We start from the raw sequence: 24,906 nt of genomic DNA, 5'->3' as shown, positions 1-24,906 counted from the left end.
ATGGCCTATGTCATCTATACCTCCGGTTCCACGGGGAAACCGAAGGGAGTTATGGTCGAACATCATTCGGTCATTAACCGTCTGGTCTGGATGCGTGACCAGTATGATGTGAGTGTTGCGGATACGATTTTGCAGAAAACGGCCTTTACGTTTGACGTATCGGTGTGGGAGCTGTTCATGTGGTCGCTGATCGGCTCGAAGCTGAGCCTGTTGTCGCCGGGTGGGGAAAAAAGCCCTGAGCAAATTGTGGAGACGATTGCCCGTGATGGAGTAAGTCTGATTCACTTTGTACCTGCGATGCTGCATGCATTTCTGGAATATCTGGAGCAGCAGCCACTGGAAGCGGTGAAAACGAAGCTGGAAACGCTACGACATGTGTTTGCCAGCGGTGAGGCGTTACCGCCACAGCATGTGGCGCGTTTCCAACGGGGCCTGCTGGGTAGGGTCGGGACGAAACTAACCAATATGTACGGTCCAACGGAAGCCACGGTAGAAGTAGCCTACTTCGATTGTGATCCAGAGGAATCGTATGAAGTAATTCCAATCGGTAAACCGCTCCAGAACATTCGTCTGTACATCGTGAAGGAAGGCACGAAGCAGTTGCAGCCTGTAGGCGTAGCGGGCGAGCTGTGCATTGGTGGTGTCGGTGTAGCACGCGGTTACCTGAATCAGCCTGAACTGACAGATGAGAAATTTGTGACCGATCCGTTTGCGGCTGGTGAGCCGGGTTATGAGCGGATGTACCGGACAGGGGATTTGACCCAATGGCTACCGGACGGAAACATCGAGTATCTCGGACGGATCGACCATCAGGTAAAAATTCGGGGGTACCGGATTGAATTGGGCGAGGTCGAATTGCACTTGTTGAAAGTGGCACATGTGCAGGAAGCGGTTGTGGTGGCCCGCGCAGACGAAGCGGGACAAAAGCAAATGATAGCTTACTATGTTGCGGAGCAGGAAATTCCTGCAAGTGAGCTGAGAAGCGAGCTGGGTCAGGAACTGCCAAGCTATATGGTTCCGTTGTACTTCGTGCAGATGGATCAGATGCCGCTTAGCCCCAACGGAAAAATCGACCGTAAGGCACTGCCAGCGCCGGAAGACAGTCTGCAAAGCGGAGTGGACTATGCTGAGCCACGTACGGTGGCAGAACGGGCACTAGTGACGGTGTGGCAGTCGGTATTGGGCGTGAAAACCGTCGGTATTTTGGACAATTTCTTTGATCTGGGTGGAGATTCGATCAAGGCGATCCAAATTTCATCCCGTGTGTTCCAAAAAGGCTACAAGCTGGAAATGAAGGATTTGTTCCAATATCCGACGGTAGAGGTACTGGCACCACATATTCATGAGGTCAGCCGGATCGCGGATCAAGGGGAAGTCAGTGGGGAAACCGCATTGCTTCCAATCCAGCACTGGTTCTTTTCCCAGGAGCGTGAGCGTCCAGAGCACTTTAATCAGGCGGTCATGCTGTACAGTGCGGCAGGCTTTGACGAGACGGCGGTTCACCGGGTGATGGACCGTATTGTGGAGCATCATGATGCTCTGCGTACGGTTTTCCGCAAGCAATCATCTGGTTATAAAGCTTGGACGCGCCGGGTAGAGGAAGGATTGTTGTATACGCTGGAAACAGCGGATTTCCGTGAGGTGACGGCGTATGCGGAGGTGCTTGAAGCCAAAGCAACCGAAATTCAAAGCAGCATTAATCTGTCCGAAGGACCTTTGGTGAAGCTTGGTTTGTTCCATGGTGCTGATGGCGATCATTTGCTGATGGCGGTTCACCATCTGGTGATGGATGCGGTCTCCTGGAGGATTCTGTTTGAGGATTTCTCCACAGGCTATGAGCAAGCACAGAAGGGCGAGCCTGTAAGATTGCCTTATAAAACGGATTCCTTCCAAACATGGGCACGCGAGCTGTCGTCTTATGCAAACAGCCCGGCGGCCGAATCAGACGCAGCATACTGGCAGCAGCTTGAACAGGCCAAAGCCGAGGGAGTTGCACCTTTACCTAAGGATTTTTCCTATGACGGCTCCTTGAATACAGATGGCGAAGTGCTGACGGTAGCGTGGAGCGAAGCCGAAACACAGCAGCTCTTGAAACAAGCGCACCGTGCCTATAACACGGAGGTCAATGATTTGCTGCTGACCGCGCTCGGCTTGGCGATTCATAGCTGGACAGGTGCAGAACGTGTGCTGGTGAACCTGGAGGGACATGGCCGGGAAGCGATCCTGCCAGAGGTGGATATTACGCGTACGGTAGGCTGGTTTACAAGCTTGTATCCGGTGCTGCTGGAAACGGGCAAGGGAATGACACTGGCACAGCGGATCAAGGAAACGAAGGAAGGTCTGCGCGGGATTCCGGATAAAGGGCTGACGTATGGTACATGGCGTTACTTGTCCCATGCGTCCGCAGCAGATGAAGAGCGTACAATTTTAGCAGAACCGGAAATCAGCTTTAACTATTTGGGACAAGTGGATCAGGATTTGCAAAATAGCGGAATCACGCTGTCATCCTATGGTGTGGGTGAGACTGACGATGCGAATTCACCATTGCCACACACGCTGGATTTGAACGCGATGATCTCGGAGGGTACGCTGCGATTGACGATCGCTTACAGCCGTAAGCAATATCGTAAGGAAACGTTGGAACGGGTGGCGGGACTGCTTCAAGCCGCTTTGCAAGAGGTGATTGCGCATTGCATCGCTCAGGAACAGCCGGAGTTAACCCCGAGTGATGTGTCTTTCAAGGGTCTGACGAATGGCGAGCTGGGGGAAATTGCGGAGCAGGCTGCACGTACTGGTGAACTGGAAAATGTATACGCACTGACGCCGATGCAGAAGGGGATGCTGTTCTACAATCTGATGGATTCGCAATCGGGAGCTTATTTTGAACAGGCATCCTTTGATCTGCAAGGAAACTTTAATGTTGCTGCATTTGCAGCAAGTTTGGATGTATTGGTGCAGCGGCATACGGCACTGCGTACGAATTTCTACAGCGGCTGGAAGGACGAACCGCTTCAGGTCGTGTACCGGAATAAGCGCAGTGAGCTGTATGTAGAGGACTTGCGGGATGTGGAGGAAGAGAAGCAAAACGATTACATCCTCGAATTTACGCGCAAAGACAAGCAGAGAGGCTTTGATCTGGCGCAGGATGCCTTGATGCGTGTATCTATTTTACGTACGGGTGAGGATTCATATCGGTTTGTGTGGAGTTTCCATCATATTGTGATGGATGGCTGGTGCTTGTCACTGGTGACGAATGAGGTGTTTGCGAGTTACTTTGCCACTCTGGCCCACAAGCAACCTGAACTGGCCCCTGTCACGCCGTATAGCCAGTATATTGAATGGCTGGAGCAGCAGGACCGTCAGGAAGCGTCGAACTACTGGAGTGACTATCTGAACGGGTATGAGGAGCAGTCTCGTTTGCCGCAGGCTAAAAAGCAGGGCAAAACAGGGTATCAGGCGGAGCGTCTTGACTTTGATTTGGGCACGCGATTGACGGCCGGGATTCAGCGAATAGCCAAGCATTATCAGGTAACGATGAATACGCTGGTGCAAACGGTCTGGGGCATTTTGCTTCAAAAATATAATGGCACGGATGATGTGGTGTTTGGCAGCGTCGTATCTGGACGCCCGGCGGATATTCCGAATGTGGAGCATATCATTGGCCTGTTCATTAACACGGTACCTGTACGCATTCGAAGCGGTGAGGACCCTCTATTCTCGGAATTGATGAAGCAAAATCAAGAGCAGTCTATTGCTTCTCATACTTATGACACGTACCCGCTGTATGAAATTCAGGGGCTGTCAGAGCTGAAGCAGGATTTGATCAACCATATACTCATATTTGAAAACTTTCCGATGGAAGAACAAATGGAGCAGCTGGGTGATGGTGAGGAGTCCAATTTCAGCATTACGGGAGTCGAGTCGGTCGAGCAGACCAACTATGACTTTAACTTGGTGGTACTGCCGGGGAATACAATCCAAATGAGCTTTGGCTATAATGCGCTGGCATTTGAACATGAAAGTGTAGAGCAAATTCGAGGCCATCTGGTGCAACTGCTGGAGCAAGTGACAGCGAAGCCGGACATTCGGGTGCAAGAGCTGGATATTTTAAGCGAGCAGGAGCGCGAGCAAATTCTGGGCGTATGGGGCAATACGGGGGCTGAATATCCAAGCGAGCAAACCATTCACGGCTTGTTCGAGGCGCAAACGGCACAGACACCGGAGCAGGTAGCGTTGTTCTTCGAAGGAGAGCAGTTAACCTATCGCGAACTGAACGAGCGTGCTAATCGTCTGGCTCGTACCTTGTGCAGTCAAGGCGTGATGAAAGATCGATTGGTCGGTCTGATGACCGAGCGTTCGGTAGACATGATCGTCGGCATCTTCGGGATTTTGAAAGCCGGGGGCGCATATGTGCCAATTGACCCGACGTATCCAGAGGAGCGTATTCGCTACATGCTGGACGACTCAGGAGCGGATCTACTGTTGACGCAAAATCATTTGGTGGAGAAAGTGGCTTTTGATGGTAAAGTGCTGGTGCTGGATGGGGAGCAGGCGGTGTATCACGAGGACGGTTCCAATCTGGAGCCGTTGTCCGGTCCGAACGATTTGGCCTATGTGATTTATACATCAGGAACCACGGGTCAACCGAAGGGCGTTATGCTGGAGCATCACGGGTTGTGCAATCTGAAAACGTATTTTGATCAGACACTCCGGATCAGCATGTCGGATCATGCGTTGCTGTTCGCCAGCTACTCGTTTGATGCGGCTTGCTGGGAAATCTTCCAGGCGCTGTTCTGCGGAGCCACATTGTATGTGCCAACGTCAGAGACGATTTTGAACTATGAGCGATTCGAGCAGTACATGGCGGATCACCAAATTACTGTTGCAGCCTTGCCGCCGACCTATGCGGTATATCTGGAGCCAGAGCGGATGCCGAACCTGCGTATTCTGTTCACTGCCGGATCAGCATCGTCGACAGAGCTGGTGTACAAGTGGAAGGATCAGGTAGCCTACTATAACGGTTACGGTCCAACGGAAAACTCGGTAGCGACGTCGATCTGGCCGGTGTCCGAAGACGAGAGAGCGGGGCAACTGATTTCCATCGGACGTCCTGTGCCGAATCATCGGGTGTACTTGGTGGATGCGCATGGACATCTGGTGCCTGTGGGCGTAGCGGGTGAGCTGTGTGTATCCGGGCCGGGTCTGGCACGCGGATATCTGGATCGTCCAGAGCTGACGGCTGAGAAATTCGTACCAAATCCGTTTACGGCTGGAGAAGCGGGCTATGAACGGATGTACCGCACGGGTGATTTGGCGAGATGGATGCCGGATGGCAATATCGAATATCTGGGCCGGATCGACCATCAAGTGAAAATCCGGGGATACCGGATTGAGCTGGGCGAGGTCGAGGCCCAAATGCTGAAAGTCGAAGATGTGCAAGAGGTTATCGTGCTGGCACATGCAGACGAGCAGGGACAAAATCAACTGGTCGCCTACTATGTGGCAGAACGGGAAGTGAATGTGGGTGAGCTACGTGGCTTGCTGGGCGAGGAACTTCCAAACTACATGGTGCCTTCGTACTTCGTACAGCTGGAAAACATGCCGTTGACTCCGAACGGTAAAATTGACCGCAAAGCACTGCCAGCACCGCAGGGAAGTTTGCAAAGCGGAGCGGATTATGTAGAGCCGCGCACAGCGCTGGAGCAGACATTGGTTTCGGTGTGGCAGTCGGTCCTGGGCGCGAAGAGAGTCGGCATTTTGGACAATTTCTTCGATCTGGGCGGCGACTCGATCAAGGCGATTCAAGTATCTTCCCGTTTGCTGCAAGCGGGCTACAAGCTGGAAATGAAGGACCTGTTCCAATATCCTTCCGTGTCACTGCTGAGCGGTCATGTACACAAGGTCAGCCGTACAGCCGATCAACGGGCGGTATCCGGGGCGGTACAACTGACCCCGATTCAGCAATGGTTCTTTGGACAATCAGCAGCAGAGCCGCATTATTTTAATCAGTCGGTGATGCTGTATAGAGCACAAGGTTTCGACGAAGCGGCATTGCGTCAAACGGTGACCAAGGTTACCGAGCATCATGATGCGTTGCGTATGGTCTTCCGTCAGACCGAACAGGGCTATGAAGCGTGGAATCGCGGTTTGAACGAAGGCAAGCTATATAGCCTGGACGTTGTTGACCTGACAGACCTAGGAGACTCTGCAGATGTGGTGACGACGATTGAAGTGAAAGCGAATGCCATTCAAAGTTCCATTCGTCTGGACGAAGGACCGCTGTTGAAGCTGGGATTGTTCCGCTGCACGGATGGAGATCATTTGTTGATCGCGGTTCATCATTTGGTCGTAGACGGCATTTCATGGCGGATTATATTCGAGGATTTTGCAACCGGGTATGAACAGGCCGTTCAGGGAGAAGCCATTCGTCTGCCATACAAAACGGATTCATTCTCCGCTTGGGCAGAGCGCTTGTCTCAATACGCGATTAGTCCGGCCATCGAAGACGAACGCCAATACTGGCAGAACCTTGCCCAAACGGAACTCGTATCGTTGCCTAAGGATCATGAAAGAGCAGAAGGACAACATTCTCTGCTGAGAGACAGTGAGACTGTGACAGTGGCCTGGAGCGAGCAGGAAACACGATTGCTGCTTCAGGAAGCGCACCGTGCGTACAACACCGAGGTCAATGATCTGCTGTTAACCGCACTCGGCACAGCATTGTATAACTGGAGCGGTCAAGAGCGTGTGCTGGTCAATCTGGAGGGACATGGCCGGGAAGCGATCATTCCGGATATCGACATCACACGTACGGTGGGCTGGTTTACAAGCCAATATCCGGTGCTGCTAGATGTTGACGGAAAGGTAGAAGTGGGACAGCGAATCAAGCGGGTGAAAGAAGACTTGCGTCATGTGCCGCATAAGGGCATTGGCTACGGTATTTTAAAATATATGTCTCAAGATGATGAAAGTCATTCCTCTACCTTGCAGCCTGAAATTAGCTTCAACTATTTAGGACAATTCGATCAGGATTTGGAAAATAGCGATATCAGTCTGTCTTCACATACAGGTGGAGAGCCGATGAGCGACAGTACCCTTTTGGAGCATCCGCTGAATGTGAACGGAATGATTACAGCGGGCGTGCTGACGTTGGAAATTCGCTATGACAGTAAGGTATACCATCCTGAAAATGTAGAGAACTTTGCGCGGTTGCTGCAGGAAAGCTTGCAGGAAGTGATCGTTCATTGCGTCTCCAAGGAGCGGAGTGAGTTAACACCAAGCGATGTATTGTTTAAGGGCTTGACGTTGAAGCAGCTGGAACAATTGACTGAGCAAACGGCTTCTGTGGGTGAGCTGGAAAATGTTTATGCCCTCTCGCCTATGCAAAAGGGGATGCTTTTCCATAGCTTGATGGAGCCAGAGTCAGGCGCATACTTCCAGCAAGCGTCGTTTGATCAAAAAGGCAGCTTTGATGTTGCTATTTTCCGGAAGAGTCTGGATTTACTGACACAGCGGCATGAAGCGCTGCGGACGAATTTCCATATGTTTGAGACAGGGCACAGTCAGGAGCCATTGCAGATCGTGTTCCGCCACAAAGATAGCGATCTTTCCTTCAAGGATGTACGCGGAATGCAGGAAGCGGAGCGGAAGGCGTATATTCAAGCGTTCAAGCTGGAGGATCAGGCTCGAGGCTTTAATCTCGGTACCGATGCACTCATGCGTGTACAGGTGTTGCAAACAGATGAAGAGACGTATCACTTGGTCTGGAGCTTCCATCACATTGTCATGGACGGCTGGTGTCTGTCGCTGGTTACAGGCGAAGTGTTTGGTACGTACTTTGCGCTGCTGGAGCAGAAGCAGCCGGAGCTTGCTGCGATCACACCTTATAGCCAATATATCGAATGGCTGGGGCGTCAAGATGAACGTACGGCAAAAGAGTATTGGAGCAGCTATTTGACGGGCTTTGAACAGCAGACTTTGTTACCTGGCTCGGATGCTTCATTGAAAGACGAAGCGGTGGACAGCAAGGAAAATGTCCAATCCACTCCAGCAAGTGTTGCCAGTGAATATATTTCTGAAAAAATAACGGTGGAGCTGGATCAAACGTGGAGCGAAGCCATGTACCGGATTGCGAAACAGCAGCAGGTAACGATTAATACGCTGATGCAAAGCGTGTGGGGCGTTATTTTGCAGAAATATAACAACAATGAGGATGTTATTTTCGGTAGTGTCGTATCTGGACGTCCGACGGATATTGTCGGTGTAGAGAATATGATCGGCTTGTTCATTAATACGATACCGGTTCGGATTCAAAGTGAACGGAATGCCACTTTTGTGGAGGTTATGCGGAAAACGCAGGAGCAGGCACTGGCCTCGGGAGTATACGACAGTTTCCCGCTGTATGAGATTCAGGCGCTGACTGAGCAGAAGCAGAATTTAATTAACCATATTATGGTATTTGAGAATTACCCGGTAGAGCAGCAGGTGGAGCAGCTTGGCGAAGTTCGTCCGTCCGCTTTTGAGATTACGAATGTAGAGGTCGTGGAACAGACCAATTATGATCTGGACTTGATTGTGATGCCGGATGAAGTCTTCAGCATCATGTTCAGATATAACGCTAATGTGTACGATCGGGCTACCGTGGAGCGTATGCAGGGACATGTGCTGCATGTGATTCAGCAAATCGTGAACAATCCGCATATCCGTGTGAATGAACTGGAATTGGTGACACCGGAAGAACAAGCGCAGATTATTCAGGTTTGGGGAGATACGGCGGCAGCTTATCCGCAGAATAAGACGTTAAGTGCGTTGTTCGAGGAACAGGTAGAGCAAACTCCAGATCAGGTGGCGGTGCTGTTTGAATCGGAGACGTTGACTTACCATGAATTGAACGAGCGGGCGAATCGTCTGGCGCGGACGCTGCGTGCGGAAGGAGTTGGACCGGATCAGCCTGTGGGCATTCTGGTACAACGCTCGCTGGAAATGATCGTGGGCATCTATGCGATTCTTAAAGCGGGTGGCGCATATGTGCCGATTGATCCGGACTATCCTGCAGACCGTATCCGTTTCATGCTGGAGGACTCGGAAGCGAAGCTGGTGTTGACGCAATCGCGTTTGGTAGAGCAAGCGACGCTGAGCTTTGACGGCAAAGTGCTGGTGCTGGATAGCGGAGAAATTTACCATGAAGACGGCTCGGATTTGGAACCGTTGGCAGGGCCGCGGAATGTAGCCTATGTGATCTACACCTCCGGTTCGACCGGAAAACCGAAGGGCGTTATGGTCGAGCACCATTCGGTGATCAACCGGATTTTGTGGATGCATGATCGGTACGGCTTGAGGGCGGGAGATACGATTTTGCAGAAAACCGCCTTCACGTTCGACGTGTCGGTGTGGGAGCTGTTCTGGTGGTCCATGGTTGGCTCGAAAGTGAGTCTGCTGTCCGTTGGCGGAGAAAAGAATCCGGAGGACATCGTGGAGGCGATTGCCCATGGCGGGGTCAGCACGATGCACTTTGTACCTGCGATGCTGCATGCGTTCCTGGAGTACGTGGAGCAACAGCCGTTGGAAGTGGTGCAAGCGAAGCTGGGAACCCTGAGACATGTGTTTGCCAGTGGCGAAGCGTTGCCACCACAGCATGTGGCACGTTTCCAACGCCTCTTGTCGGGTATCGTCGGAGCGAAGTTGATCAACCTGTACGGACCGACGGAAGCGACGGTGGATGTCTCGTACTTCGATTGCGGGCCGAATGAAGAGTATTCGGTCATTCCGATCGGGAAACCGATTCAGAACATCCGTCTGTACATCGTCAAGGAAGGCACGGTGCAGTTGCAGCCGATTGGGGTTGCCGGCGAACTGTGCATCAGCGGTGTAGGGGTAGCACGTGGCTATCTGAACCGTCCAGAATTAACGGCGGAGAAATTTGTCAGCGATCCGTTTGCGGGTGGTGAAGCGGGCTATGAGCGCATGTACCGCACCGGAGATTTGGCGAAATGGATGCTGGATGGAAATATTGAATATCTGGGCCGAATCGATCACCAGGTGAAAATCCGGGGCTACCGGATTGAGCTGGGCGAGGTCGAATCGCAGCTGTTGAAAGTAGAGTCTGTACGAGAAGCCGTAGTTATGGCCCGAGCGGATGAAACAGGTCAAAAACAAATGGTGGCGTACTACGTCGCCGGGCAGGAAATCGGTGCCAGCGAGCTGAGAAGTGAGTTGGGCCGGGAGCTGCCAAGCTATATGGTGCCATCGTACTTTGTACAGCTGGAGCAGATGCCTCTGAGTCCAAATGGCAAAATTGACCGCAAGGCACTGCCAGCACCGAAAGGCAGCCTGCAAAGCGGAGCGGACTATGTCGCACCGCGGATGTGGGTGGAAGCGAAGCTGGCACAAATTTGGCAGGACGTGCTGGGCTTGGCACGGGTGGGCGTGAAGGAAAACTTCTTCGAGATTGGCGGACATTCGCTGCGGGCGACGACGCTGGCCTCGAAGATTCACAAGGAGCTGAATAAACCGCTTCCACTGCGCAGTATTTTTGAAGCACCAACAATTGAACAACTGGCAGCCGTTCTGGAAGGTCTCGATCAAGTGGCGTATGCGTCCATTCCGGTAACGGAAGCCCGTGCCTTCTACCCACTGTCCTCAGCGCAAAAACGACTGTACGTGCTGCATCAGTTCGATCCGAACGATGTGAGCTACAACATGCCGTCGGTGCTGCAAGTGAGTGGTCCGCTGGACGTGAAACGAGTGGAAGACGTGTTCCGTCAACTGATTGCCCGCCATGCGACCTTGCGTACCCTCTTTGAACTGGTGGACAGTGAGCCAATGCAATGGATTGAGGACACCGTGCCGTTCGAGGTGGAATATACGGAGGTACAGGCAGAGGGTGCGACTACGGATGCAGACACGATGGTCAGCAAGGAGGCGCAAGAACGGGTACGGCAGTTTGTCCGTCCGTTCGATTTGCAAGCTGCGCCGCTGCTGCGGGTAGGCTTGGTGGATCTGGGCGTACAAGGAGCGGAGCAGGAATCTCAGCATCTGCTGATGCTCGACATGCACCATATCGTCTCGGATGGTGTGTCCATGGGGGTACTGACCGATGAATTTGTTCGCTTGTATGGTGGTGAAGAGCTATCACCATTGCGGATTCAGTACAAAGACTATGCGGTATGGCAGCAAAGCGAGGCCCATCAGGAGTGGATGCAGCGTCAGGAAGCGTACTGGCTTAATACCTTCCGGGGTGAGCTGCCTGTGCTGGATCTGCCAACCGACTTTGCCCGTCCGGCCGTGCGGAGTACGACAGGGGATACCGTGGTATTCGGATTGGAGCATGAAGTCAGCGAACGCCTGAAAGAACTGGCGGCGCACACAGGCTCGACGCTGTATATGGTGCTGCTCGCGGCTTACACAGCGCTGCTGCATCAATACACCGGGCAAGAGGACATCGTGGTCGGGACACCGATTGCGGGAAGACCACATGCCGATCTGGGACCGATCCTCGGAATGTTCGTTGGCACCTTGGCCCTGCGTAACTATCCGACTTCGGAGCAAACGTTCCGCAGCTACGTGGAAGATGTGAAAGCCCGTGCGCTGCAAGCCTACGAACATCAGGACTATCCGTTTGAAGAACTGGTGGAAAAGCTGAATGTGAAGCGGGATATGAGCCGCAATCCACTGTTCGATACGATGTTTACGCTGCAGAACACCGAGGAAGGCGAGCTGAAACTGGCAGACCTGAGCTTCCGTCCATATGGCATGGAGCAGACCCCGGCGAAGTTCGACCTGACGCTGGAAGCCAGCGAGGAAGAAGCAGGCATTCAGTTCGGATTGCAGTATGCGACAGCGCTGTACCAACGGGAAACCGTGGAACGGATGACACGACATTTCATTCGTTTGGCCGAAGCAGTGGCGACGAACCCGGATGCGAAGCTGGGTGAACTGGAACTGATTACGGCGGAAGAAACCGAGCGGATTCTGAAGGTGTTCAACGATCCGAATGCGCATAGCGTGCGTGATGCTGAACACGGACAGGTGCAAGGTCGTTCGCTCAGCGAACGGTTTGAAGAGCAAGCGAAGCGCAACCCTGAGCGGGTAGCAGTGGTGTTCGAGGACACGGTGCTGACCTACGCCGAGCTAAACGAGCAGGCGAACCGATTGGCCCGTGTGTTACGGGCGGAAGGGGTAGAAGCGGATCAACCGGTAGGCATATTGCTGGAGCGTTCTGCGGATATCCTGGTGAGCATCCTCGGGATACTGAAAGCCGGAGGCGCGTATGTGCCGATGGACTCGCTGTATCCGCAGGAACGCATTCACTACATGCTCCAAGACAGCGGGGCGAAGGTCGTGATTACGTCCAAAGCTGCCGTGGGCCAAAGCAACAGCCTGCAAACGCCAGTAACCGAAAATGCTGGTGTAACGGTGAATGCTTCACCAGCGACCATCACAGGTGCAGAAGATACAATCGCCAATCCGGCGCTCATCTTGCCAGCCACCGTACGTGCTGTAGCTCTGGATGACGAGGTTGTCCAAGCACAACTGGACGGGCAGGATGCGAGCAATCTGATCCCTGTAGCCAGCCCGCACAACCTGGCCTATATGATTTACACGTCAGGTACAACTGGCCAGCCGAAAGGGGTCATGATCGAGCAACATAGCGTCAGTAATCTGGTGGATGCTTTATCCGAGCGGGTATACAGCCGCTATGGGCAGCCGCTTCACGTCGCATGGCTGTCGGCGTATGTATTTGACGCTTCGGTGCAGCAAATCTTTGCCAGCCTGCTGTTAGGCCATACTTTGCATGTGGTATCCCGTGACGTAAGCCTGAACGGGGAGCAATTGATCGCCTACTATCGTACGCACCGGATTGACCTGTCGGATGGCACACCAGCGCATCTGCATATCTTGAACGAGAGCGTCAATGTGACCGAAGCGCCGGAAGTGAAGCACTACCTGATCGGTGGCGAAGCGTTACCTGTACCACTGGTTCACGGGTTCCTGCACAGGTGGTCCGGGTACCGCCCAGTGATTACCAACGTGTATGGCCCGACCGAAACGACGGTAGATGCGACCGCCTATACGATGGAAGACGTGGAAGATTTGAACGTGCTGCTGGAAAAAGGTGCACATACGGTATCCATTGGAACGCCGCTGGCGAACCAGTCCGTGTACATCTTGAACACACAACAACAGCTGGTGCCGATCGGTATCGCGGGCGAGTTATATATCGGTGGTGCAGGTGTGGGACGCGGTTATCTAAATCTGCCGGAACTGACGGCAGAGAAGTTCATCCCGAATCCGTTTGCCCAACCGGAAGCGGAACAAGCAGCAAAACCTCACGCCAACCGGATGTATCGGACGGGTGATCTGGCGAGATGGTTACCGGACGGCAGTATCGAGTATCTGGGCCGGATCGACCATCAGGTGAAAATCCGGGGGTACCGGATCGAGCTGGGCGAGGTGGAAGCGCAGCTGCTGACCGTGGACGGCATTCAGGAAGCCGTGGTCACCGCATGGGAAAACGAAGACGGGCACAAGGACCTGTGTGCCTATCTCGTAGCCTCAGCGCCGCTGAGTCTGCCGGAGCTGCGGAACGCATTGCAGCCGAAGCTGCCGGGCTACATGATCCCGACGTATGTTGTACAACTGGATCGTTTCCCGCTGACGCCAAGTGGAAAAATCGACCGCAAAGCGTTGCCTGTGCCGGAAGCACGCCTCGAAGGAGGCATGGAGTACGTTGCGCCGCGGACGCCGTTGGAAGAACAGCTTGTGCGTATCTGGCAAAGCGTGCTGAATCATCCGCAGATTGGAATTACGGATAACTTCTTTGAAGTGGGGGGACACTCTCTGCGCGCTACAACACTGGTGGCGAAAATCCATCAGGAGCTGCATCACAAGCTGGCGCTACGAGATATTTTCCAATATCCGACGATTGAGCAATTGGTACAGGTGATGGGTGAACAGACACAGCAAACGTATGCATCCATACCTGTTGTGGAGGAGCGCGCATATTATCCAGTTTCCTCGGCGCAAAAACGGATGTATGTGCTAAGTCATCTGGAAGGTGGAGAAGTTAGCTACAACATGCCGGGAGCTTTGATTATTGAAGGGTCCCTGGATAAAACGCGACTGGAGCAAGCCTTCCGCCAGCTGATTGCCCGTCATGAAACCCTGCGAACCAGATTCGAAATGGTGGATGGCGAGGTTGTTCAACGGATTGATAAAAACGTCGAATTCCACGTCGAGCATGTGCAGGCAAGCGAAGAAGAGACACAGCAGTACGTACTGGATTTTGTACGCGCCTTTGATCTCGCACAAGCGCCGTTGCTGCGGGTTCAGTTGGTGGAAAACGGACCGCAACGGTACGTTATGCTCTATGACATGCACCATATTATTTCGGACGGCGTGACTGCAGGAATTATCGTGCAGGAGTTCTCTCAATTGTATGAAGGCAAGGAGCTGCCGCCACTTCGCATCCAGTACAAGGACTATGCCGTTTGGCAGCACGCAGATATGCAAAGTGACCGTCTTCGTGAGCAAGAAAATTACTGGCTGAAAACAATGGCTGGTGAAATTCCGGCGCTGGATATGCCAACGGATTTTGCAAGACCAGCCGTACAGCGTCTGGAAGGAGCTCGATTGGATTTTGCGATCAGCCTGGAGGACAGCGAGCAGTTGAAACAGCTGGCCGCGCAAACTGGCTCCACCTTGTACATGGTGATGCTGGCAGCGTATAGCACGCTCTTGCATAAATATTCAGGGCAGGAGGACATGATCGTCGGAACGCCAATTGCCGGAAGACCACATGCGGAACTGGGGAGCCTGGTAGGCGTATTCCTCAACACGCTGGCGATCCGCAATTATCCGTCTGGCGACAAAACGTTCCTTGATTACCTGCAAGAGGTCAAAGAGCACGCGCTCAGTGCTTATGAGCATCAGGACTATCCTTTTGAAGAGCTGGTTGAAAAGCTGAATTTAACGCGGGATACGAGCCGGAATGCACTGTTTGACACGATGTTTGAGTTGAAAACATTTGAGCAGCAGGAGTTCCAACTGGAAGGTCTGACCTTTAGGCCGTATCCGACGGACAATAATACTGCCAAATTTGATCTGACCCTGGATGCAGTGGAGCAGCCGGAAGGTATTCTGTGCAGTCTGGAATACAGCACGGCGCTGTACAAGCCAGAGACCATCGCACGATTGGCAAAGCATTTTACCGAACTTGTTCGTGCCATTACACTTCATCCGCAGCAGCCACTGGCAGCTGCGGATATGGTAACCGTCGAGGAAAAAGCACAAATCATCTACGGTTTTGGAGATGTGGGAGTATCGGATGTTGCTGCTGTTGAAGCAGGAGCCCTGTTCCATGCCTTTGTGGAAGAACAGGCACAGCTTGTACCGGATCATGTGGCGGTTGTGTACGAGGAGCAACAACTTACGTACCGCAAACTGAACGAGCGTGCGAACCAATTGGCGCGTAAATTACGGAGTGAGGGCATTGGACGTGAGTCGATTGTCGGCATCTTAAGCGAACGCTCGATGGACATGCTGGTGGGTGTGTTGGCGGTATGGAAGGCTGGAGGCGCGTATGTGCCGCTGGATGCGGACTATCCGTCTGAGCGTATTCGTTTCATGCTGGAGGATAGCGGCGCGACGGTGCTGCTGACCCAAACAGGCTTGCAGGAGCGTGCGCAGGTATGGCTGGATGAAAGCAAGGTCACATCCGAACCAGCAACTGGACTGCGTTTGCAGACTGTACTGGCGCTGGACGATGAGTCGCTGTACACCGGGGATACCACGGATGTCGAACACATCAACGAGCCGCAGGATTTGGCGTATGTGATCTACACGTCCGGTACAACAGGACGTCCGAAGGGTGTCATGATCGAGCATCGCAGCTTGGTGAATACGGCTGCGGCGTATCGCCGGGATTACCGTTTGAACCAGTTTCCGGTACGATTGCTGCAACTGGCAAGCTTCTCCTTCGACGTGTTCGTTGGGGATATCGCACGGACTTTGTACAACGGCGGCACGATGGTCATCTGTCCGAAAGACGACCGGATTGATCCAAGCCGTCTGTACGGCTGGATTCACGATTACCAAATTACGGTGTTCGAATCGACACCGGCCTTGATCATACCGTTCATGCAGCATGTGTATGAGCATGGACTGGACATGAGCAGTCTGGAACTACTCATCACCAGCTCGGATAGCTGCAGCGTAACGGATTACCGGGTGCTGCAAGAGCGCTTTGGCGCGGATATTCGGATTATTAACAGCTACGGCGTGACGGAAGCGGCGATTGACTCCAGCTTCTATGACGAAGAACTGTCGAAGCTGCCGGACAGCGGCAGTGTGCCGATTGGTCAGGCGTGGCTGAACGCACGGTTTTACATCGTGGACAGCCAGTTGAATCCAGTGCCTATCGGCGTACTGGGCGAGCTATGCATCGGCGGTGCCGGGGTGGCACGGGGATACCTGAACCGTGAAGACTTGACGGCCGAAAAATTCGTAGCGAATCCGTATGTACCGGGTGAACGACTGTATCGCACAGGTGACTTGGCGCGGTGGATGCCGGACGGCAATGTGGACTTTATCGGCCGGATGGATTATCAAGTGAAAATCCGGGGCTACCGGATCGAGCTGGGCGAGATCGAAACGGCGATCCAGCGCGTGCCGGGTGTGCGTCAAGCCGTAGTGATCGACCGGACGGATGAGCGTGGACACAAGTATTTGTGTGGATACATCACCGGAGAATCAGAGCTGCGGATCGAGGAGGTACAGGCACAGCTGGAAGCAGGGCTGCCAGCACATATGGTACCTGCACGCTTGATGCGTTTGGACACATTACCACTGACCAGCAACGGCAAAATCGACCGCAAAGCGCTGCCGGAGCCGGAAGGAAGCATCCATACAGGTGCAGCCTATGTGGCACCGCGTACCACGGTCGAGCAGGTATTGGCTTCGGTATGGGCCGGGGTGCTGGGAGTCGAAGCGGTAGGAACGCAGGATAACTTCTTTGAACTGGGCGGCGATTCGATCAAGGCGCTGCAAGTATCGTCCCGATTGCTGCAAGCAGGCTACCGATTGGATATGAAGGACCTGTTCAGTCATCCAACGGTATCGGCATTGGCGCTGAGAGTCCAATCTGTTACAAGATTGGCGGATCAGAGCGAAGTAGTCGGCGATGTGAAGCTGACACCCGTTCAACAATGGTTCTTTGAGCAAAATCTGACGGAAGCTCATCATCATAACCAGTCCATCATGCTGTACAGCAAGGATGGTTTCGATGAAGCGGCATTGCGTAAGGCGATGGATCAAATTGTTGGCCATCACGACGCGCTACGTACCATTTTCCGTCATACCGAACACGGATACGAAGCATGGAACCGCGCGATTGGTGAGGGTGAGCTGTATACGCTGGAACGGACGGACTTCAGAAATGAGGCTGAGGTGTCCGCAGCTATCGAGGCCAAAGCGAATGAAATTCAAGCGGGGATTGATCTAAGCGAAGGACCGCTGGTGAAGCTGGGGCTGTTCAGCAGCAGTGACGGAGATCATTTGCTGATTGCTATTCATCACTTAGTGGTGGACGGAGTATCCTGGCGCATTTTGTTCGAAGATATTACGACAGCCTATGAGCAAGCATTGAACGGACAAGCCATTCGTCTTCCGCACAAAACGGATTCGTTCCGCACTTGGGCTGATGAACAGTCTCAATATGCGAACGGTTCGGCAGTAGTATCAGAACACGTGTTCTGGAAGGGGATTGAACAGGGAATGTATGAGCCGCTTCCAAAAGACCAGCCACAGCCCTATTCCTTGAATAGGGACAGCGAGATCATTACTGCCACGTGGACAGGTCAGGAAACGGAGCAGCTGTTAAAACAGGCGCACCGTGCCTACAACACGGATATGAACGATTTGCTGCTTACCGCATTAGGAATGGCTATTCATCGCTGGGCGGGCATCGAACGAGTGCTTGTCAACCTGGAAGGTCATGGACGAGAGTCCATCTTGCCAGAGTTGGATATTACTCGCACCGTTGGCTGGTTTACGACTCAATTCCCGGTTGTGCTGGATATGAGCGTGGGGCAAGACCTTTCACAGCATATCAAAAATGTGAAAGAAGGGCTGCGCCACATTCCGCAAAAGGGGATCGGCTACGGAATTTTAAGATACCTGTCCGCAGTACGTGAGCATGAGCGCTTTGTAACCGAACCGGAAATCAGCTTTAACTATTTGGGGCAATTTGATCAAGATTTGCAAAATCAATCGATTGGCGTATCTCCTTACTCAAGCGGTGCAGAGCTTAGCGCACATGCGGCAAGATCGTATGCGCTGGACATTAACGGGCTGATTTCAGAAGGCGAACTGCAATTGACGATCAGCTACAGCAACCAGGAATACCGCCGTGAAACGATGGAGCAGCTAGCCAAAGAATTCAGAACCAGCTTGCAGGAAATCATTACGCATTGCACAGGACGCAAACAGCAGGAACTGACTCCAAGCGATGTAATGCTTAAAAATGTAACCATGGCTGAACTGGATCAATTGGTAGAACAAACCCGTAACATTGGCGAGCTGGAAAATGTATATGCGTTGACGCCGATGCAAAAAGGTATGCTGTTCCATAGTCTGATGGATACAGAGTCGGGAGCTTATTTTGAACAAACGACATTTGATCTGCGTGGACGCTTCCAAGTGGATGTTTTCCAAGACAGTTTGAATCATTTGGCGCAGCGGCATGAGATTTTTAGAGCTAATTTCTACAGCGGTTGGCAAGATGAGCCCGTGCAGGTCATTTTCCGCCGGAAGGATATTGGTTTCAGATGTGAAGACCTGCGTCATTTGGATGATGTGGAGCGAAGCGCATATGTGAAGGAATTTATTCGCAAAGACAAGGCAACCGGCTTCGATTTATCTCGGGATGCGTTGATGCGCGTGGCGATTTTGCGGACAGGTGACGAGGACTACCATTTCGTATGGAGCTCTCATCACATTTTGATGGACGGCTGGTGTGTGGCACTGGTGACGGATGAGGTGTTTGAGGCTTATTTTGCAGCCGTGGAGCATAGAGACCCACAGCTTGCCCCGGTTTCACCATACAGTCAGTATATCGAGTGGCTTGAAGCACAGGATTTAGGGGCTGCGACGGAATACTGGAACCGTTATTTGTTCGGCTATGATCAACAAACTTCGATTCCGACCGGAAAAGTAGTAGGGGCCAAAGCCGAAGGTGCGCAATTCGAGCATGTGCTGTGCGATCTGGGCAAAGACTTGACGGGCCGCATCGAAATCATTGCCAAGCAGCACCACGTGACCACGAATACATTGCTGCAAACGGTATGGTGCTTGCTGCTTCACAAGTACAACGGCAGTGACGACGCTGTTTTTGGCAGCGTAGTGTCTGGTCGTCCGGCTGATATTCCGGGCATCGAAAATATGGTGGGCTTGTTCATTAACACCATTCCGGTACGTATCCGCAGTGGAGCTGGGGAAACAGTTGCCGACATGATAAGAGTGAATCAGAAGCAAGCGCTGGCTTCTCAAGCTTATGAAACGTATCCGCTATATGAAATTCAAGCCTTGACCGAGCAGAAGCAAGACCTGATCAACCACATTATGGTGTTCGAAAACTATCCGGTGGAACAACAGGTCGAGCAGCTTGGCGAAGGTGCAGAGTCGGATTTTGAAATAAGCAATGCAGGTATGGTTGAACAAACCAACTATGACTTCAATCTGGTCGTCATTCCGCAGGAAGCGATGAAAATCCGATTTGAATACAATGCGAAGCTATATGATCGTAAAGCTGTTGAACGGACTCAGGGCCATCTGGTGCAGCTGCTGGAGCAAGTGGCGGCGAATCCGAACATACGGGTGCATGAGCTGGATATTTTAAGCGAGCAGGAGCGCGAGCAAATTCTGGGCGTATGGGGAGATACAGCGGCCGAGTATCCAAGCGAGCAGACCATTCATGGCTTGTTCGAGACGCAAACAGCGCAGACGCCGGACCAGGCAGCGTTGTTCTTCGAAGGAGAGCAGTTGACCTATCGCGAGCTGAATGAACGTGCGAATCGATTAGCTCGTACCTTGCGCAGTCAAGGCGTGACGAAGGATCGTTTGGTGGGTCTGATGACCGAGCGTTCGGTGGACATGATCGTGGGCATCTTCGGGATTTTGAAAGCCGGGGGCGCATATGTGCCAATTGACCCGACGTATCCAGAAGAGCGTATTCGCTACATGCTGGACGACTCGGGTACGAAGCTGCTGTTAACGCAAAGCCATCTGGTGGACAAAGCAGCTTTCGAGGGCCATGTGCTGGTTCTGGATGGGGCACAGGGTGTGTATCACGAGGATGGTTCCAATCTGGAGCCGTTGTCCGGTCCGAACGATCTGGCCTATGTCATTTATACGTCAGGAACCACGGGTCAACCGAAGGGAGTTATGCTGGAGCATCAGGGGCTGTGCAATCTGAAAACGTATTTTGATCAGGTGCTCCGGATCAGCACGTCGGATCATGCGTTGCTGTTCGCCAGCTATTCGTTTGATGCGGCTTGCTGGGAAATTTTCCAGGCGCTGTTCTGCGGAGCCACGTTGTATGTGCCAACGTCAGAGACGATATTGGACTATGAGAGATTCGAGCATTACATGACAGAGCATCAGATTACGGCGGCGACGTTACCACCGACCTATGCGGTATATCTGGAGCCGGAACGGATGCCAAACCTGCGCATTCTGGTCACTGCGGGTTCAGCCACTTCAATAGAGCTGATCTACAAGTGGAAGAATCGGGTAGCATACTACAATGCTTACGGTCCAACGGAAAACTCGGTAGCGACGTCGGCATGGTCGGTATCCGAGGATGAAAGAGCAGGACAGATGATTTCGATCGGACGTCCTATGCCGAATCACCGGATATACATGGTGGATGTGCATGGACATCTGGCGCCTGTGGGCGTAGCGGGTGAGTTGTGCGTATCTGGTCCGGGTCTGGCACGTGGCTATCTGGATCGTCCAGAAATGACGGCTGAGAAATTTGTACCGAATCCGTTTGCAGGTGGCGAAGCAGGCTATGAACGGATGTACCGTACAGGTGACTTGGCGAGATGGATGCCGGATGGCAACATCGAATATTTGGGCCGGATCGACCATCAGGTGAAAATCCGGGGGTACCGGATTGAGCTGGGCGAGGTTGAGGCACAAATGCTGAAAGTGGAAGACGTGCAAGAGGTCATCGTACTGGCACAAGCGGACGAGCAGGGGCAAAATCAACTGGTCGCCTACTATGTTGCTGAACGGGAAGTGAGCGCAGGTGAGCTGCGCAGCTTCCTGGGCGAGGAGCTTCCAAATTACATGGTACCTTCCTATTTGGTACAGCTGGAGCACATGCCACTGACACCAAACGGTAAAATCGACCGTAAGGCACTGCCAGCACCGGAGGGCAGCCTACAAAGTGGAGCCGACTATGTCGCACCACGGACGTGGGTGGAAGCGAAGCTGGCGCAAATTTGGCAGGACGTGCTGGGCTTGGCACAGGTTGGCGTGAAGGAAAACTTCTTCGAGATTGGCGGACACTCGCTGCGGGCAACGACGCTGGCCTCGAAGATTCACAAGGAGCTGAACAAGCCGATTCCATTACGCAGCATTTTTGAAGCGCCAACGATTGAACAGCTGGCAGCGGTTATAGAGAGTCTGGATCAAGTGGCGTACGCGTCCATTCCGGTGACGGAAGAACGCAGCTTCTACCCCTTGTCCTCAGCGCAAAAACGACTGTATGTGCTGCATCAGTTCGATGTGAATGATGTGAACTACAACATGCCGTCGGTGCTGCAAGTGAGCGGCCCGCTGGACGTGAAACGAGTGGAAGACGTGTTCCGTCAACTGATTGCCCGCCATGCGACCCTGCGTACCCGCTTTGAACTGGTCGACAGTGAGCCGATGCAATGGATTGAGGACATCGTGCCGTTCAAGGTGGAATATGCGAAGGTACAGGCAGAGGGGTCGACTATTACGGATACGGACACGATGGTCAGCAAGGAAACGCAAGAGCTGGTGCGGCGCTTTGTCCGTCCGTTCGATCTGCAAGCTACGCCGCTGCTGCGGGTAGGCTTGGTGGACCTGGGCGTACAAGGACACGAGCAAGAATCCCAGCATTTGCTCATGCTCGATATGCACCACATCGTCTCGGATGGCGTGTCCATGGGGGTACTGACCGATGAATTTGTCCGCTTGTATGGTGGTGAAGAGCTATCACCATTGCGGATTCAGTACAAAGACTATGCGGTATGGCAGCAAAGCGAAGCCCATCAGGAGTGGATGCAGCGTCAGGAAGCGTACTGGCTTGACACCTTCCGGGGTGAGCTGCCTGTGCTGGATCTGCCAACCGACTTTGCCCGTCCAGCGGTGCGAAGTACAGCAGGCGATACCGTGGTATTCGGATTGGAACGTGAAGTCAGCGAACGTTTGAAAGAACTGGCGGCCCAAACCGGCTCGACGCTGTATATGGTGCTGTTGGCAGCTTACACAGCGCTACTGCATCAATACACCGGACAAGAAGATATCGTGGTCGGTACGCCGATTGCCGGACGACCACATGCGGATCTGGGCCGATTTTGGGGATGTTCGTCGGCACGTTGGCCCTACGGAACTATCCGACTTCGGAGCATACCTTCCGCAGCTACGTGGAAGAAGTGAAAGTTCGTGCCCTGCAAGCCTACGAACATCAGGACTATCCGTTTGAAGAACTGGTGGAAAAGCTGAATGTGAAGCGGGATATGAGCCGCAATCCGTTGTTCGATACGATGTTTACGCTGCAAACCACTGAGGAAAGCGAACTGCAGCTGGCAGACCTGAGCTTCCATCCATACGGCTTGGAACAAACGCCAGCCAAGTTTGATTTGACGCTGGAAGCCAGAGAGGAAGAGACAGGCATTCAGTTCGGATTGCAGTATGCAACCGCGCTGTATCAACGGGAAACCGTAGAACGGATGACACGTCACTTCATTCGTTTGGCCGAAGCCGTGGCAGCGAATCCGGATGCGAAGCTGGGTGAGCTGGAACTGATTACAACAGAAGAAACCGAGCGGATTCTGAAGGTGTTCAACGATCCGAACGCACATATCGTGCTTGGAGCATTACAAGGCCGTTCGCTCAGCGAGCGCTTTGAAGAGCAAGCGGAGCACAGCCCTGAGCGGATAGCAGTCGTGTCTGGGGACACAGCACTGACCTACACTGAGCTGAATGAGCGTGCGAACCGATTGGCCCGTGTGTTACGAGCGAAAGGGGTCGAAGCAGATCAACCGGTAGGCGTATTACTGGAACGTTCTGCGGATATCCTGGTGTGCATTATGGGGTACTTAAGGCCGGAGGCGCGTATGTGCCGATGGATATCATGTATCCGCAGGAACGCATTGACTACATGCTTCAAGACAGTGGGGCAAAGGTCGTGATTACAAGCAGAGTCGCGAATCTCTCGCTCAGCCTGCCATCCACAGTACAGACTGTGGTCCTTGATGACGAGGACGTTCAGGCTCAGCTGAACGGACAGGATGCGAGCAATCTGATGCCTGTCGCCGGCCCGCATAACCTGGCCTATATGATTTACACGTCAGGTACAACCGGCCAGCCGAAAGGCGTCATGATCGAGCAGGGCAGTGTCAGCAATCTGGTAGATGCTTTATCCGAGCGGGTATACAGCCACTATGAGCAGCCGCTTCACGTTGCATGGCTGTCGGCGTTTGTATTTGACGCTTCGGTGAAGCAAATCTTTGCCAGCTTGTTATTAGGCCACACCTTGCATGTGGTATCCCGGGACGTAAGCCTGAGCGGGGAGCATTTGATCGCTTACTACCGCATGCACCGGATCGACCTGACGGACGGCACACCTGCGCATCTGCATATTTTGAACGAAAGCGTCAACGTGACGGAAGCGCCGGAAGTGAAGCACTACCTGATCGGCGGCGAAGCATTACCTGTGCAGCTGGTAAACGTGTTCCTGCACAAGTGGGCCGGGTACCGCCCGGTGATTACCAACGTGTATGGTCCGACCGAAACGACGGTAGATGCGACAACTTATACGATCGAAGATGTGGAAGCCTTGAACGTGCTGCTGGAAAAAGGTGAGCACACGGTATCCATCGGAACGCCGATAGCTAACCAGTCCGTGTACATCTTGAACACCCGACAACAGTTGGTGCCGATCGGTATCGCAGGTGAGCTCTATATCGGGGGTGCAGGTGTAGGACGAGGGTATCTGAATCTGCCGGAACTGACGGCAGAGAAGTTCATCTCGAATCCGTTCGCTGATGCGGCAGCAGCCGATCAAGCGGACAGCACTCACGCAAACCGCATGTACCGGACGGGCGACCTGGCACGGTGGCTGCCGGATGGCAGCATCGAGTATTTGGGTCGGATCGACCACCAGGTAAAAATTCGGGGGTATCGGATCGAGCTGGGCGAGGTGGAAGCACAGCTGCTGACTGTGGACGGCATTCAGAAAGCTGTGGTCACTGCATGGGAAAACGAAGATGGACACAAGGATCTGTGTGCCTACATCGTAGCCACAGCACCGCTGAGTCTGCCGGAGCTGCGCAACGCGCTGCAGCCGAAGCTGCCGGACTACATGATTCCGACGTATGTTGTACAACTGGATCGCTTCCAGCTGACCCCAAGCGGAAAAATCGACCGCAAGGCGTTGCCTGCGCCGGAAGCACGCCTCGAAGGAGGCCTGGAGTACGTTGCGCCGCGGACGCCGCTGGAAGCCAAGCTTGCTCAAATCTGGCAGGATGTATTGAAGCTGTCCAGCGTAGGAGTCACCGACTCATTCTTCGACATGGGTGGACACTCCCTGCGGGCAACAACGCTGGTGGCCAAAATCCATCAGGAACTGGACAGCCGGATTACACTTCGTGA

General features: G+C 53.2%; 4 pseudogenes. All 4 read left to right on the top strand.

Features of this window, described 5'->3' with window-relative positions:
* Nucleotides 1-1,038: pseudogene (locus ASL14_RS29750) on the top strand (amino acid adenylation domain-containing protein); the annotation flags it as partial.
* Nucleotides 1,012-10,524 (top strand): annotated as a pseudogene (locus tag ASL14_RS29745) (amino acid adenylation domain-containing protein); the annotation flags it as partial. The pseudogenes ASL14_RS29750 and ASL14_RS29745, both read left to right, overlap by 27 nt.
* A gap of 60 nt (nt 10,525-10,584) precedes the next feature.
* Nucleotides 10,585-16,833, top strand: a pseudogene (locus ASL14_RS29740) (amino acid adenylation domain-containing protein); the annotation flags it as partial.
* Nucleotides 16,807-24,903, top strand: a pseudogene (locus tag ASL14_RS29735) (non-ribosomal peptide synthetase); the annotation flags it as partial. The pseudogenes ASL14_RS29740 and ASL14_RS29735, both read left to right, overlap by 27 nt.
* Nucleotides 24,904-24,906: the final 3 nt, after the last annotated feature.

The organism is Paenibacillus sp. IHB B 3084, from assembly GCF_001447315.1.
In the GTDB taxonomy this organism is placed as follows: domain Bacteria; phylum Bacillota; class Bacilli; order Paenibacillales; family Paenibacillaceae; genus Paenibacillus.
The sequence above is the reverse complement of the archived record's forward strand: the minus strand, read 5'-3'. Positions and strand labels throughout refer to the sequence as shown.